We start from the raw sequence: 14,867 nt of genomic DNA, 5'->3' as shown, positions 1-14,867 counted from the left end.
CCAAACAAAGGGCCATCGGAAAACCGAGGTATGTAAAGTCAAAACCTTCAGAGGGGAACAGCTGATACGATGGAATGGGAGGAAACCATCGCGTGCGTCAGCTGTAAGCTTAATGGCTAAAAGTTGTGCAATGCGCAAACACACTTTGTGCAATGCAGCTATGCAGTAACGCAAAGCCTCAAGTTGCAAGATCGAGTTTGGAAATGTTTGCTGCTCGTACGGTGATGGGCGAGATCCTTAAGCGTATGTACGGGGGCATGATGGACGCTTGCAAGCATCCAGACAAAATTATCGCGAAGCTAAAATAAGAGGTTCGATCCAATCGGCGATGCTCAATAGCCGCGCCATTCTGGTTCAGCCGGGCGTTACATCGCCTCGCCAAGTTGAGGATGTATGGTCGCGAGCAGCCGCGCGCCAATTTGGAACCCACGACCATATGCAACGATTGGGAACTGTCCGAAGAAGGCCGAGAACGGTTGAAAGTGCGCTAGATGGAGATATTCTGAATTGGAACGGGGGCCTGGTTCATCGCCAAAGCGAGACATGGATGAAAAGCAGATCGCGCCCAACGCCTGATCCAACCATTGCAACGGAAGTCCCCTGGTCGGAAAGCCTAACCGCATATGATGACAAGCATTTCGAGCTCTATTTGAAGCTCATGGACGCTTGCGCCGACAGTGCCAGCGAAGAGGAGATGGCGCTGGATGTACTGGGTATCGATCCGGTCAAAGAGCCCATCCGCGCCCGTAAGGCCCTTCGCAGTCATCTCAAACGGGTGCTCTGGTTTATGCATGAGGGCCATAAGGAACTGCTTCCAAGCCGGCCGCCTCAATAACTGCGGCGCCGAACAAGGTTGCCCGAGAGATCAGGTGGCGCCCTCGGGGGATGCGAGGACACTTGAAAGCCGCAATCGGGTTATCATCTCCGTACTGCGTGTGTTCGGCTCCGCACGGCAAGTGCCCTTGAGTCGAGGAGGAATGCACATGAAGAAGAAAGTTCATCTGGAAGCCTGCTGACCGATCCCTTGGGGCCCATAATCGGGTCCCAAGTTGTTCCCGACGAGCGTTGCGAGGGGCGGATGCAGGACCAGCCGGAAATCGAGCCCGGGCGTGAAACGAAGTCAACAGGTGCGAGGTTCGGCCTGCTGGGTGTGGCTGTGTTGGCCGTAGGCGCCTTCATCTGGACCGGCTTCGGCGAAGGCATCCAGCAGGGCACGTCCAACGTCGTTCGGACTGTCATCGACAAGAGCATGCAGCGCCTTGGGCTCGGGCAAGCCCCCAACGCTCTTACAGAGGGCGAGTGGTATCTCTCGGTGTACTACGGTCCCGACTTTACGGATGTCACCCCCGTCGGCCTTGGGCACCCCTTCAAGGTGACATTCACGTCGGCCCCGGATTTGTCTGGCACCTACGAGAACGTTGCAGGGAGCGGCTCGGTAAGCGGCTTTGAACGACCCGGTCAACTCGTAATGACCTACTCCGGAGCAGATGGGATGTCCCATGGAGTTGCCATTCTCCAAGACATTCAGACCCACCTTTCTTCCAACAACGTCGAGCATGATTACGTGGGAGCCGTTTTGGTCCACGCTTGCTATAAGGCGGACACCCAGCAGTGCGATGCCGCCAAATCGCAATATAAATTCTGCAGGGCGATTTTGTCGAAAAACAGGGAACCCGACAAGGATCCTTCCCTCAAGGGTTACCTCGACGAACCATGTTCGGCTTTTCAGAACGATCTTAAGCTGAAGCTTAGCCCGACGGCACAGCTTTAGGCACGAAGGCGCTCACCAGGGTCGCAGCTCAAAGAGAACGGCGCCCTTCGCCGGGGGCCGTCCGTTCCGCATCCCGCCTGACGGCGGCGCGTTGCTGATGCTCCTACGGCCGCCCTGTTGAGCCGGTCTCAGGGCCACGGTCTTTCTCCTGCACCGATCTGACTTGGTCCCGCTGGCGGGCATTTCGGTGCTTCCGTTTTGTACGCTCTTCTTTCTTGGGCCGCTTCGCGGCACGGCTGCGCCGACATGGATGTGCCTAGCGGCACCTTTCCTATGTAGCGGGAAGAGAGGCGCGCGGCCCTCTCTCCCCACCCACTCAAACCGGCCTTTGCTTTGCTCCAGCACTGCGGGGCCAGATCCGGCGGCCCCCGCCGCGCTGAAATGCCTCGCTCCTGCGGCCTCACACTCGCCAGGAGGCACAAGTGCATCCCCACGCCTGACTGGCAGTGCGCTTCGCCGCAGGAAGAGTCCCGTTACTTTCCCGGCCTGGCAGGGCAGCTTGTCTCGGCGCCGCTGAATTCCGATCTGCAAAGCGGCCTCATCCCGTCACGCCCTGTGAAAAAAGGGCAGGAGGGCTACGGCTTCCATTTCAGCGTCGGCCGCTGAACGCTTGAGCCGGCTCTACGGCTATTCGGCTGGGGTTTTCCGAAGCTTTTCTAACACAAAGAGCTTGCCCTGGCGCACGGCGTACTCGATTGATTGCGCCTTCGCCAGATGTGCCGCAATCGCGCTGGCCAGCATGCAGCCCGTCCCGCGCATCGATCCGGCAAGACGCGGCGTGTCAAAGCGGACTGGTTCGTGATCGGGGCGCAACAGAATATCGGTTGATTGCGATCCCGATGCATGGCCGCCCTTGATCAGCAGAGCCCGCGCGCCGGCTGCCAGCAATTCTTGGCCTTGCCACACTACGCCGTCCTCATCCACTGCCCGCTCCGAGCCAACAAGGAGTGCCAGCTCGAAGAGATTGGGGGTGACCAGACGGCAAAATGGCATCAGATCGCATTTCAGGGCGGCGATGGCGCCGGCTTCCAGGAGCGCCGGGCCTGACGTCGAGGCCAGCACCGGGTCGAGCACTGCCGGCACCTGCGGATTTTCGCGCAGCACTCCGGCAACCGCAATGACGATCTCGACCGTGGCGAGCATGCCGATCTTGATGGCCGCCACTTTGTTGGCCTGCAACCCCGCACGCATCTGACCGGCCACCAGACCGGGTTGCATAGAGTGGATTTCCATGACCGCATGGTGCGTCTGCACCGTTAGCGCGGTGACAGCAAGGCAGGTTCGCACGCCAATGGAAGAGATCGTCTCGATATCGCGTGCTATTCCGGCTCCGCCGCTGGAGTCCGAACCGCCGACCACGAGCACATGCGGTTCCCGCCTTAGCGCCATCGCTCTGTCTTTTCGATCCATTGCCGCGTGCGCGCTTCGGGATCGGCATTCAACGTGATGTCGGTCACCACTGCCGCGCTGTCTGCGCCAACCTCGAAGACACCGTCGAGCCGGTCGGGGTTGAGGCCGCCGATGGAGACCAATGGGATCGGTGCGACCCGGCGCTTCCACTCGCTGATCCGTTCGAGCCCTTGCGGCGCCCATTTCATCTGCTTCAGGATGGTGGGATAGATGGGGCCGAGCGCGATATAGTCGGGCTCGGCAGCGATAGCCGTTTTCAGTTCGAGATGATCGTGCGTGCTGAGCCCGAGCTTCAATCCGGCGTACTTAATCGCCAGCAGGTCGGCCGCGGCCAAATCCTCTTGGCCGAGATGGACGAAGTCGCAGCCTTCCTCGATTGCCGTGCGCCAATAGTCGTTGACGATCAGTTGGCAACCAAGGACCGCGCAGACGCCGTTCGCGCGGCGGATTTCCATCCGCAGCGTGGCCTCGTCCCTATCCTTGACGCGCAACTGAACCAGCTTGACGCCAAGCGGCACCAGCCGCTCGATCCAGGCAGCGCTATCAACGATCAGGTAGAAGGGATCGAGCTTCATGAAAAAACCGCCCTTCCGATCGTTGGCGTCGACGGCACGGCGACGTCGCGGGGTTCGAGCATTCCCGAGCTGAAAGCTTCACGACCGGCCTCGACCGCCTTGCCGAACGCACGCGCCATGCCGACCGGATCGGCCGCCTTGGCGACCGCCGTGTTCAGGAGTACGGCGTCAAAGCCGAGCTCCATGACGGTTGCCGCGTGCGACGGCCGTCCGAGCCCCGCATCCACGATCAGCGGAACATCAGGGAAATGGCCGCGCATCGAGCGCAGCGCAGTGATGTTGATCGGTCCGAGGGCGGAACCGATCGGCGCGCACCACGGCATCAAGACGTTACAGCCCGCCCCCAGCAGCCGCTCGGCGACAACAAGGTCGTCGGTGGTATAGGGGAATACCGTAAAACCGTCTTCACACAGGATGCGGGCGGCTTCGACCAGGCCGAACACATCCGGCTGCAGCGTATCGTGGTTGCCGATCACTTCGAGCTTGATCCAGCTCGTACCGAAGACCTCGCGCGCCATTTTTGCGGTCATGACCGCTTCCTTGACGGAGTGGCAGCCGGCAGTGTTGGGAAGGATCCTTGTGCCCAGCGAGCGGATCAGCGACCAGAATTTTTCGCCGCCCCTGCCGCCTGCCATCTCACGGCGCAGAGAGACGGTCACCACCGACGTGCCCGATGCCCTGACCGCATCGGCAAGGATGGCCGGCGAAGGATATTGAGCTGTGCCGAGAAGCAGGCGGGAGGGAAGCGTCGTCCCGAGAAGGTCGAACAAGCTAGCCTCCCTGCATGGGCGAGAGGATTTCAATCCGGTCGCCGTCGTTCAACTGGAATTCCGCCCGGTTGGCTTTGTGCACGAGGTCATTGTTGACGGCCGTCGCCAGCCAATCGCCCTCATAGTCGAGCGCGGCAAGCAGCGCCTCCAGCGTTGTGGCGGCAACCTCATGCGCTTCGCCGTTGACGGTCAGTTTCATGGGCAAGCTCCTTGGTTCTGTCTTGACTGAAAACCAGGTCGGCAGCCTGGCGCGCCATGGCGGGAGCCAGGAGAAAACCGTGACGATAGAGCCCGTTGATCGCGATGATTTCACCGTTCGTTTCGACGCGCGGCAAATTGTCGGGAAAGGCTGGGCGGACGCCGACACCGGTTTCAACGATCTCGGCCTCGCCAAAGGCCGGGTGGAGGGCATAGGCGGTACCCAGCAGTTCCATCATCGAACGCGCCGTAACCGGTCCGACGGACTGGCTTTCAATCATCGTCGCACCAATCATGAAACGGTGATCGGTGCGCGGCACTGCATAGAGTGGAAAGCGCGGATGCAGCAGCCTGACGGGGCGCGACAGTGAGATATCAGGGGTACGCAGGGTGAGCATTTCGCCGCGAACGCCGCGCAGCCAGTCATTTTGCGCCGCCATTCCCGTACAGTCGATCTGACGATCGCAACCAAAAACATGCTGGGCGTCGGCGCCGAAGTGGAATTCAACACCCGTGGCCGCGAGCTTGTCATGAAGTGCTGCCATCGCCTGGCGCGGATCAAGATGGCCCTCAGCGGCGAAGAGCAATCCGCGGCGGAAGCGGCCGGCTAAGTCGGGCTCCAGCAAGGCAATTTCATCTTCCTCGACGCGCCGATAGCCCGTCGTGCGGCTGGCGAACCGGTCGAGCTCGCCCGCATCGCGCGGCGCGGCCAAGACCAGCGTTCCCCGTCGTGCTACCAAGCCGGGCGTTGCGGCGTCCCACCAGTCGGCGGCGTCACGTCCGAGATCCAGCACCGGCTGCTCGGCGCTTTCACGCTCGCACCACGGCGCCAACATGCCACCGGCGAACCACGACGCATTGCCCCCAAGGGCAGGCCTTGTCTCGGCAACGGTAACCGCCGCGCCGCGTGCGGCGAATTCGAAGGCGGCGGTGAGGCCGGCAACGCCGGCCCCTTTGACCAAGACCTTCATGATGGCTCACGTGGCTGAGGTATGAGCGGTGCGCCGGTCTCGTCCGCCGGCAGGTAGAGATCGCCGCCCTCGCGGTACTTCGCCGCCATCGCCGCCATGCCCTCTTTCTGTGCCTCGGCGCGGATGTCGTGAGAGATACGCATGGAGCAGAATTTCGGTCCGCACATCGAGCAGAAATGCGCCATCTTGTGCGCTTCCTTGGGCAAGGTCTGGTCGTGGAAGGACCGCGCGGTTTCCGGGTCGAGCGACAGGTTGAACTGGTCCTCCCAGCGGAACTCGAAGCGCGCCCGGGAAAGGGCATCATCCCTAACCTTTGCAGCCGGATGACCCTTCGCCAGATCGGCGGCATGGGCGGCGATCTTGTAGGTGATTACGCCGGTCTTGACGTCGTCGCGATCGGGAAGGCCAAGATGCTCCTTGGGCGTGACGTAGCAGAGCATGGCTGTGCCGAACCAGCCGATCATGGCGGCGCCGATACCTGAGGTGATGTGGTCGTAGCCCGGCGCGATGTCGGTCGTCAGCGGTCCAAGCGTATAGAACGGCGCCTCGCCGCAGACGGCGAGTTGCTTGTCCATGTTCGCCTTGATTTTGTGCATCGGCACGTGGCCGGGCCCTTCGATCATCACCTGGCAATCCTTCGCCCAGGCGATCTGCGTCAGCTCGCCGAGCGTTTCCAGCTCGGCGAACTGCGCCGCGTCGTTGGCATCGGCGATCGAGCCGGGACGAAGGCCGTCGCCGAGCGAGAAGGAGACGTCGTAGGCTCTGGCGATGTCGCAGATCTCCGCGAAGTGCTCGTAGAGGAAGCTTTCCCGGTGATGGTGCAGGCACCATTTGGCCATGATCGAGCCGCCGCGCGAGACGATACCCGTCACCCGGTCGACCGTCAGCGGGATGTAATGCAGCCGCACGCCGGCGTGGATGGTGAAATAGTCGACGCCTTGCTCGGCCTGTTCGATCAGCGTGTCGCGGTAGACCTCCCAGGTTAGATCCTCGGCAATGCCGCCGACCTTTTCGAGCGCCTGGTAAAGCGGCACCGTGCCGATCGGCACCGGCGCGTTGCGCACCATCCAGTCGCGGATGTTGTGGATGTTGCGGCCGGTCGACAGGTCCATCACCGTATCGGCGCCCCAGCGGATCGCCCACACCATCTTTTCGACCTCTTCAGCCATCGACGATGTGACGGCGGAGTTACCGATATTGGCATTGATCTTGACCAGGAAATTGCGGCCGATGATCATTGGCTCGCTCTCGGGATGGTTGATGTTGGCGGGAATGATCGCCCGTCCGCGCCCCACCTCGTCACGCACGAATTCGGGCGTGACGAAATCGGGCAGCGTCGCGCCGAAAGCTTCGCCGTCGCGCTCAAGCTTGCCGCGCAGGATCTCGCGACCAAGGTTCTCGCGGATGGCAACGAACTCCATTTCGGGTGTGATGATGCCGGCGCGCGCATAGGCAAGCTGCGTCACCGCCTTGCCTGCCTTGGCCCTGAGCGGTCGGTGGCGGATGGGAAATTCCGGCGTCAGGCGTTCGCCCGTCGCGAATCCGTTGTCCTCCGGCCGGACATGGCGGCCGTCACAGCCCTCGACATCGCCGCGCGCCAAAATCCATTCGTGGCGAAGTCGGGCCAGGCCTTTTTCGATGCTGGTGTCGACAGCCGGGTCGGTGTAGGGGCCGGACGGATCGTAGACGGTGACGGGCGGCTCGCCGGCCGTCGGATGGACGGAGATTTCGCGCATCGGCACTTTGATCTGCGGGTGGATGGTGCCGGGCTTGTGGATCTTCCGTGAGGCGGGCAGCGGTCCCGTTGAAACGGCTGGGGTGAGGGCATTCATCTTGAGGCTCCTTTGCTCATGCATTGGAGACCCAGTTCTGTGCCGGAAGGATGAAAAGACGCTTCTGTCGACCTGCCGAAACAGGACCTCGGGCGTGAACTCACGCAAAGCGCTTGCACCGTCCCTACGCCAGTATGAACTGGATCAGGTTCAACGGGTCACTGCGCCGCGAAAGCCAGCAGTATCTCAGCCCCTTGCCGGGACTCCCCTGGTGAATGCCTCAGGTTGAACGGGCCGGCGCGGCTTTGTCAAGCGCATTTGGCCCGCCCACTGTCAAATCAAACCAGGACCGCGTCGTCTTCTTGGCAATCTGGCATCTGCCCCTGCTCTGTTCCACATCCTGTTTGGGTGCAAGGCCACCACTCAGCGGAACCCTCAGAGAAGGAAACCGTCCACATTTGGCTAGACTGCTCGACGATAAGTCCAGAGCTGTGCCGGCGGTATGTTGCGGACGACGAAGTCATAGTGGGAAACCACGTAACGGTCTGGCATCTTGATCACCGGCGACAGAGGTCCGTATGTGATCTGAATCACGGGCCGGCCGGCAGGAATACGGGCAAGCAGATCCTCAACCAGCGCGACACGCTGTTGCATTGGAAAGCTCAACAGCGGGACTGCACTTATAACACAATCGAACTGTTCACCTTTGCGCTCACCCAGAGCTTCGTCCAGCGCAAATGCGTCGCCCAATCTGAAGTCCACATTCGGGAAGCGTTGCACCAAGCCGTCGTAGAAAATCCTGGAATATTCGACTGAAACCAGCTGGCGCGGCTTGATTCCCCTAGCCAGGATCGCCTTTGTGATGACACCGGTTCCCGCGCCAAGCTCCAGAATCGGTAATCCTGACCGTGGGTTCACCACGCTTGCCATCCGGCGTGCCGCATAAACCGAAGTGGGAATAAGGGCTCCCACGCCCTTCTTGTCCTTTTGCCAGCCTTTGAAGAATTGGACTTCTTCCTCAAACCTTTTGCCGAGCCGCTCCTTCAGTCGCAAAATCATATCTTCTCCCTGCGTCAGCCGCTTACCCAACGTCATGAATTTGGCAAAGCGCGTTTTGGCCAATCTCGCCACCCTTTACAAGCCCGTTAAGACTGCTTGCCTGTCACGACGCGGTCAGCATGAATTGCCCCTTAACGCACTTTCATGTTTGTTGGGCCTATGTTTCGCCCTCGCCTGCTGCCCGAAAAAAGTTTCCCGAGCTATGCGTATCTGCCCGGCAAATATCCACATCCGGTGCGTGATCCCTTGGGCCACAGTTACCGATCAGATCCGGTGACCGTCGCCGTTGGCGAAGCGCTTGGCTCAGATGTGTTTCTATGGGGAATCGACCTTTTCAATCACGGCTACTACTGGGAAGCCCATGAAGCCTGGGAGCCTCTCTGGCAGGCTGCGAAACAAAGCGCTCAGCACCGCCTGTTCTTCAAGGGACTGATCCTGTTGGCGGCGGCCGGCGTGAAGATCCGCGAGGGCAAGCGGGTCGCAGCGGCGCGCCATGCGACAAGAGCTGCAGGGCTTTTTCGTCAGATGGTGAGAGTGCCGGGCGGCCTGTTTGAGGAAGCGCTCGGGATGACACCTGCCGCGCTCGCTGCACATGCCCAAGCGGTCGTAGCTTACCCGGTTGTTCTGCGGGAGCCAAAGCCTGCCCAGCCTGAGCCCGTGTTTGATTTCATACTCGCACCAGTACCCGAGAGCGTTTGATCGGCAATTCAGTGGTCCAAGCTAACTTGGTCAGCAGGAAACGGGGCCTTTGAAAACCGCTCACCACCCGCATGCGTCACAAACAAAGAGTGCAGTAATCTTTTATAGGCAACTCGCGGCCGCTTCGATGTCGATGGTCTCGAGGGGCGGGGGCTGACCGGTCGCGCTCGTAGCCAATCGACGATAGTGTGCTGAAGGTTCTGCAAAAAGTTTTGGAGAGAGAACGGTCGTTGCGCTGAGGCGAAAGCGGCCATGGCACGGTGGTGACGTTACGATCACCGATTCCCGTGGAAAGGGGAAGTGCCATGACCAATCGAGAAGTTAGACTGAGCAGAGGCGAGTTGAAAGCGTTGCTGTTGTCGGATGAGGACGGCTTTCGCCAGGCATTGCAGACTGTCGTGCAGGAGGTTCTTGAAGCCGAGATGAGCGATCGGGGCCGAGAAAGGGGAGCGGGCGGCGGAGCGGACGAGTTACCGGTCCGGCTATTACGAGCGCAAGCTGGTGACGCGGGTCGGGGTGCTGGAGCTTCGCGTTCCGCAGGATCGGGCTGGCCGGTTCTCGACGGAGTTGTTTGAGCGCTACCAGCGCTCGGAGAAGGCATTGGTGTCGGCGCTGGTCGAGATGTACGTGCAGGGCGTCTCGACCCGCAAGGTGAAGGCGGTGACGGAGGAATTGTGCGGCCACTCTTTCTCGGCCTCGACGGTGAGCGAGGCGACGATGCGGCTGGATGAGGCGCTCAAGGCGTTCTTCACGCAGCGGCTCGAGGAAAGCTATCCGTATCTCATTTTGGACGCGCGCTACGAGCGGGCTCGCGAGGCGGGCGTGATCGCCAGCCAGGCGGTGCTGGTGGCGATCGGCGTGGATTGGGAGGGCCGGCGCCAGGTTCTGGGCGTGGAGCTGGCCAACCGGGAGAGCCATTCGAGCTGGCGCGAGTTCCTGACGGGACTCAAGAATCGCGGGCTCGCCGGCGTCGAGTTCGTCGTCTCCGACGACCATCCGGGGCTCAGGGCGGCAATCCGCGAAGTGCTGCCCGAGGCGGTCTGGCAGCGCTGCTACGTGCACTTCCTCAGAAACGCGCTCGACTATGTGCCGCGCAAGGTCGACGACGACTGCCTGATGGAACTCAGATGGTTCTACGACCGTGCGACCTTGCCGAGGTCAAGCGCGACCTGGCGCAGTGGATTGCCAAATGGCAGGCCAAATATCCGAAGCTGGTCAACTGGGTGGAGGACAACATCGAGGAGACGCTGAGCTTCTATCGGCTGCCGCTTGCCCATCATAAGCACATGAAATCGACCAACATGCTGGAGCGGCTGAACCAGGAGATCAAACGGCGCACCCTGGTCGTGCGCATCTTCCCCAACCCGCAGAGTTATCTGCGGCTGGTTCGGGCGCTGACGGTCGAGATCCACGAGAACTGGCTCGCGGCGACCCGCTATCTCAACATGGATCATCTGCGTGAGCACAAGAGGAGAGCCTGAGGGCCTTGGCCGCCTGAGCACCGTCATGTCCGCCGCCCAGCTAAACACGGGGGCTGCGCGACGGACACGTCGACGTCACCGCGATGCCACGCCATTTTGCAGAACTTGACGCACACAACTTCGCGCGATTTCAGGTGGCGAAGCATTGGCTCGTACAAGGGCAACGCGAATCCTCCTCGATGCAATTGGCGTGTCACACGACTTTTTGGTTTATCCGCTGGCCTTGGATTTCGCATAGGGCCTCAGTGAGGGGCCACTAGACCCACTCGAATCCACTCAACCGAAACTGATGTCAGTTGTGCGAAACAGTCCGACCATTTCTCGAAACAAGGAGATCGAATCCATGTCGTTGCTCGCGCACTGGAGAGCAAATCGTGATCCTTCCGCGCTGTCAAATATTCCAACTGGTTTTTGCAGTCCAACCGCCCGTGAACGCGCTGGAGCACTGCGCGTCTTTTTTGCGGAAATAGAAGTGCCGGGGTCAGATTTGAAGCTGCCGCAGCGCTCAGTTCAGCAGGGCTATCCCTGATCTATGGCCTTGCTTTGATGGTGGGAGCGCTCTTTGCGGACCATGTCGTACGACTCGATATACGCCATCTCCAGAAGGTATCCTAGGAACTGCAGCCTGTGAGACCCCGCGATCTGATTCAGTTCGCTGAGCATTGCGCTGATGAAGGCAAGCGCCTTGGCCCGGTCGGATCTCAATCCCTTGTCGATCATCGTACGTTCCCACTTCCGCAGATTGCTCCTATATGGAGCGCGCTCTATTCAGTTCAGATGCTTCTGGATGCATGCTTCGATAGGCACGTCCATGCCGATGTCGAGGATTGGCGCGCTGTGCGTAAGCCACCCAATAGAAATGAGGTCGACCCCGGTTGCCGCTACGGCTGGTGCCGTTGCCGGCGTTATGCGACCCGAGGCCTCGGTGGTCGCGCGGCCGTCGACCATTGCCACCGCTCGGGTCAGTTGCTTGACGGACATATTGTCCAGCAGGATGGCGTCGACCCCGGCGCCTAGCGCGATCTCGAGCTGGTCGAGCGTGTCGACCTCAACCTCGATCTTGACCATATGGCCGACCGCGGCGCGCGCCCGCTCAATGGCCGTGCGGATGTCGCCGGCAATGGCGATGTGATTGTCCTTAATGAGCACGGCATCATCCAGCCCGAAGCGGTGGTTGGCGCCGCCGCCGGCGCGCACAGCGTATTTTTCCAGCGCGCGTAGGCCGGGCGTCGTCTTTCGCGTGCAGACGATCCGTGCTTTCTGACCGCGCACCGCCTCGACGATCTCGGCCGTAGCCGTCGCAATGCCGCTGAGATGGCTGAGAAAATTGAGCGCTGTACGCTCGGCCGCAAGCATTCCCCGCGCCGGTCCACTCACCCTTGCAATGGTTTCACCCGCCGCGATCCTGCTGCCGTCCAGACGTCCAAAACGTATGTCGATCGACGGATCAACAAGCATGAAAGCGTAGGCTACCAGATCAAGACCGGCAACAACGCCAGACTGCCTGGCTCTGAACGCAAAGGCGGCCTTGCAGTCAAAGGGTATAATCGCATCGCTGGTAAGGTCACCGGCTTTGCCCAGATCCTCAAGTAGAGCGCTACGCACGATCGGCTCGATCACGATCCCGGGAAGGGGTGGAGGTGACGTCATCAGGCACTCCGTTCCGCGGGCCGCAGAATAAGTTCGGCCGCAACCGTCATTGCTGAGGCGAAGGTCAAGCGCGAAGACCGGGCCTGCGCGCTGCGTGTGGGGAAGTCCGACCTGTAATGCGAGCCGCGGCTTTCCTGGCGCCGAAGCGCCGCAACCGCGATCATCAGCGCGATCAAGGCGGGATCGGAAGCGGCAGTGTTGCGAACCGCGATCGGCAGCAGCGTTTCCACGGTGTCGGATAGTGCTTGCTCGTCCCGTATAACACCGAGCCCATTGGAGACCGCGTGGCGGACGGAGGAGGGGTCGGGCCGCGGGGGTGACGTTGCGACAAGCCTTGGCCACTGCCAGCCTGCAGGAGCGGCAGCTACGCTTTGCGCGACCCACAACGAGGTCGTCACGGCCTCGGTCAGCGAGTTGCTGGCAAGCCGGTTCGCCCCGTGCAGACCGGTGCAGGCAACCTCACCGCAAGCCCACAAGCCCGGCACCGTGCTGCGGCCCGCGGCATCCACGGCCACGCCGCCCATGTGATAATGTGCCGCCGGGCGCACCGGGATGGGCTCGACTGCCGGATCGATTCCGGCGTCCCGGCAATGCCGGGCAACAGCTGGGAAGCGCTTGGCGAATCTGGGGCCAAGGGACTGCCGGGCGTCAAGGTAAACACGGTGTCCGGTGGCAAGCTGCTGCCACACGGCCCGAGCCACGACATCGCGCGATGCCAGTTCGCCGCCAGGCGTGTCGCACAGAAAGCGGTGCCCGCACTCGTCGATCAGCACTGCGCCTTCGCCGCGAACCGCTTCGCTCACCAACGGCATCGGCCGCTGCGAAACGTCGAGCGCCGTCGGGTGGAACTGGATGAATTCCAGATCGGCGAGTTCCGCACCGGCGCATGCGGCGAGCGCCAGGCCGTGCCCGAATGAGCCGGCCGGATTGGTCGTGTCTCTGAACAGGGCGCCGATACCGCCGCTCGCAAGAACCACGCGGCGCGTCGGAAATATAATCGCCTGTCCACCTTTTGCCGCCACAACGCCGCTGACCGCCCCATTTTCCACAATGAGCCGGCGGGCTTCCATGCCTTCCAGAATTGTGATCGAAGGCGTTCGCCTCACAGCGATGATGAGCGCGCGTACAAGCTCGCGGCCCGTAGAGTCACCCCCGGCATGGACGATCCGGCGACGGGAATGCGCTGCCTCGAGCCCGAGCCGCAGTGTCCCGTCCCACGAGCAGTCGAAGGCGACGCCCAAGTCCATCAAATTCTCGATGGCTCGGTCCGCCGCATTCGCAACGCGTCTGACCACACTCTCGTCGCAGAGGCCATCACCTGCAGCAAGCGTGTCTGCAAGATGGAGGTCTGGACTGTCGTCAGCGCCGAGGCTTGCCGCCAGCCCGCCTTGCGCGAGTGTGCTGGAGGTTTCGGTCCCGAGCCGCGTCGGGGACAGAAGGTAAACGGGATGCGGCGCCAGATGAAGCGCGGTCATCAGCCCGGCAACGCCAGCGCCGATGATCACGGGCGCTCCCCTGATGTCGCCGACGTCTGGCGTCATACGGCAAGCATCCGCTCGACCGCACGCCGAGCACCATCAACCACTCGAGCATCGATGGTCACGATGTGGCGGGTTTCTTGCAGCGCCGTGCGAATGTTGGCGAGCGTGATACGCTTCATATGCGGACAGAGATTGCAGGGGCGCACGAACTCGACGTCGGGATGCTCGATGGCCACGTTGTCGCTCATTGAGCATTCGGTCATCAACACGACGCGCGCAGGCTTGTGCCGTCCGACATAGTCCGACATCGCCGCCGTCGAGCCGGCGAAATCGGCAACGGCAACAACTTCCGGCGGGCATTCGGGATGGGCAAGCACGGTAACGCCAGGATAGGCATCGCGCAGCTCGCGAATGTCGGCTGGCGTGAAGCGCTCATGCACTTCGCAATGGCCCGTCCAGGCGATGATCTCGACCGAAGTCTGTGCCGCGATATTCCTGGCCAGGTATTCGTCGGGCAGCATGATCACCCGCTGCACGCCAAGCGACTCCACCACAGCCAACGCGTTGCCGGAGGTGCAGCAGATGTCCGACTCGGCCTTCACGGCAGCGGACGTGTTGACGTAGGTCACGACCGGCACACCAGGGTAGCGTTGCCGCATCAGCCGCACGTCGTCCGCCGTGATCGAGTCAGCCAGCGAGCAGCCGGCGCCAAGATCCGGAATGAGCACCGTCTTGTCCGGATTGAGGAGCTTCGCCGTCTCAGCCATGAAATGCACGCCGGCGAGCACGATGATGTCCGCATCTACGGTCATTGCCTTGCGGGCCAGCGCCAGGCTGTCGCCGACGATATCGGCGACGCAGTGGAAAATCTCGGGTGTTTGATAGTTGTGGGCCAGGATGACGGCGTTGCGCTCGTGCTTGAGCTCGAGAATAGCCTCGATGTCATCGCTGAAAGCCGCCCATTCCACTGGGGGATGATGCGCTGGACGCGCTGATACAGGGACGCGGCCGAAGGTATCGTCCCGCTCAC

The 14,867-nt window shown here is 61.5% G+C and carries 14 protein-coding genes, 2 pseudogenes and 1 riboswitch; of the genes and pseudogenes, 5 read left to right on the top strand and 11 right to left on the bottom strand.

Annotated elements, in window-relative coordinates; all coding sequences use genetic code 11:
• Positions 1–547 precede the first annotated feature (547 nt).
• Both NKJ77_RS30425 and NKJ77_RS30420 read left to right on the top strand, forming a co-directional pair.
• On the top strand, positions 548–835 hold the full coding sequence (locus NKJ77_RS30425; RefSeq protein ID WP_081726247.1) for a hypothetical protein: 288 nt from the start codon (positions 548–550) through the stop codon (positions 833–835).
• Positions 836–1,078: 243 nt separating this feature from the next.
• Positions 1,079–1,771, top strand: coding sequence for a hypothetical protein (locus tag NKJ77_RS30420; RefSeq protein WP_023747646.1), 693 nt, complete (start codon positions 1,079–1,081; stop codon positions 1,769–1,771).
• Between the two features lie 627 nt (positions 1,772–2,398).
• Here the strand turns inward: NKJ77_RS30420 and NKJ77_RS30415 are convergent.
• The 7 genes from NKJ77_RS30415 to pmtA all read right to left on the bottom strand — a co-directional run bounded on the left by NKJ77_RS30415 (position 2,399) and on the right by pmtA (position 8,526).
• Positions 2,399–3,160, bottom strand: a complete 762-nt coding sequence (locus tag NKJ77_RS30415) for a hydroxymethylpyrimidine/phosphomethylpyrimidine kinase (protein WP_352536262.1) — start codon at positions 3,158–3,160, stop codon at positions 2,399–2,401.
• The gene (locus NKJ77_RS30410) at positions 3,151–3,756 is read right to left on the bottom strand and encodes a thiamine phosphate synthase (protein WP_352536257.1); all 606 of its coding nucleotides are present in this window, start codon (positions 3,754–3,756) and stop codon (positions 3,151–3,153) included. Before NKJ77_RS30410 ends, NKJ77_RS30415 begins: the two co-directional genes overlap by 10 nt.
• Positions 3,753–4,526 carry a thiazole synthase gene (locus tag NKJ77_RS30405; protein WP_352536256.1) on the bottom strand — a complete coding sequence of 258 codons (774 nt, stop codon included), beginning with the start codon at positions 4,524–4,526 and terminating at the stop codon, positions 3,753–3,755. Before NKJ77_RS30405 ends, NKJ77_RS30410 begins: the two co-directional genes overlap by 4 nt.
• A 1-nt stretch (position 4,527) precedes the next feature.
• A complete protein-coding gene (gene thiS / locus NKJ77_RS30400) occupies positions 4,528–4,725 on the bottom strand; it encodes a sulfur carrier protein ThiS (RefSeq protein WP_023760328.1) in 198 nt (65 codons plus the stop codon).
• Positions 4,694–5,695, bottom strand: coding sequence for a glycine oxidase ThiO (thiO, locus tag NKJ77_RS30395; RefSeq protein ID WP_352536255.1), 1,002 nt, complete (start codon positions 5,693–5,695; stop codon positions 4,694–4,696). The genes thiS and thiO overlap by 32 nt, the downstream gene beginning before the upstream one ends.
• A complete protein-coding gene (gene thiC, locus NKJ77_RS30390; RefSeq protein ID WP_352536254.1) occupies positions 5,692–7,527 on the bottom strand; it encodes a phosphomethylpyrimidine synthase ThiC in 1,836 nt (611 codons plus the stop codon). Before thiC ends, thiO begins: the two co-directional genes overlap by 4 nt.
• 103 nt (positions 7,528–7,630) lie before the next feature.
• Positions 7,631–7,747, bottom strand: a riboswitch (TPP riboswitch).
• Positions 7,748–7,929: 182 nt separating this feature from the next.
• Positions 7,930–8,526: a phospholipid N-methyltransferase PmtA gene (gene pmtA / locus NKJ77_RS30385; protein ID WP_352536261.1), complete on the bottom strand. Its 597-nt coding sequence runs from the start codon at positions 8,524–8,526 to the stop codon at positions 7,930–7,932.
• Between the two features lie 159 nt (positions 8,527–8,685).
• On the opposite strand from pmtA, the gene NKJ77_RS30380 reads away from it, so the two are divergent.
• The 3 genes and pseudogenes from NKJ77_RS30380 (at position 8,686) to NKJ77_RS30370 (ending at position 11,235) form a co-directional block, all read left to right on the top strand.
• On the top strand, positions 8,686–9,225 hold the full coding sequence (locus tag NKJ77_RS30380) for a DUF309 domain-containing protein (protein WP_352536253.1): 540 nt from the start codon (positions 8,686–8,688) through the stop codon (positions 9,223–9,225).
• Positions 9,226–9,654: 429 nt separating this feature from the next.
• Positions 9,655–10,706, top strand: a pseudogene (locus NKJ77_RS30375) (IS256 family transposase).
• Between the two features lie 343 nt (positions 10,707–11,049).
• On the top strand, positions 11,050–11,235 hold the full coding sequence (locus NKJ77_RS30370; RefSeq protein WP_352536252.1) for a hypothetical protein: 186 nt from the start codon (positions 11,050–11,052) through the stop codon (positions 11,233–11,235).
• On the opposite strand, the gene NKJ77_RS30365 is transcribed toward NKJ77_RS30370, so the two are convergent.
• From NKJ77_RS30365 to nadA, 4 genes and pseudogenes are all read right to left on the bottom strand, one after another.
• Entirely contained in the window at positions 11,226–11,426 is a 201-nt protein-coding gene (locus NKJ77_RS30365) for a hypothetical protein (protein ID WP_023693535.1), read from the bottom strand. The two genes, NKJ77_RS30370 and NKJ77_RS30365, sit on opposite strands and share 10 nt — an antisense overlap.
• Positions 11,427–11,474: 48 nt before the next feature.
• A complete protein-coding gene (nadC, locus tag NKJ77_RS30360) occupies positions 11,475–12,356 on the bottom strand; it encodes a carboxylating nicotinate-nucleotide diphosphorylase (protein ID WP_352536251.1) in 882 nt (293 codons plus the stop codon).
• Positions 12,356–13,897 (bottom strand): L-aspartate oxidase, encoded by a 1,542-nt coding sequence (locus NKJ77_RS30355; protein ID WP_352536250.1) that lies wholly within the window; start codon positions 13,895–13,897, stop codon positions 12,356–12,358. The genes nadC and NKJ77_RS30355 overlap by 1 nt, the downstream gene beginning before the upstream one ends.
• Positions 13,894–14,867: pseudogene (gene nadA, locus NKJ77_RS30350) on the bottom strand (quinolinate synthase NadA). Before nadA ends, NKJ77_RS30355 begins: the two are co-directional and overlap by 4 nt.

Origin of the sequence: Mesorhizobium sp. M0052 (assembly GCF_040323255.1) — a bacterium.
Classification (GTDB): domain Bacteria; phylum Pseudomonadota; class Alphaproteobacteria; order Rhizobiales; family Rhizobiaceae; genus Mesorhizobium.
The sequence above is the reverse complement of the archived record's forward strand: the minus strand, read 5'-3'. Positions and strand labels throughout refer to the sequence as shown.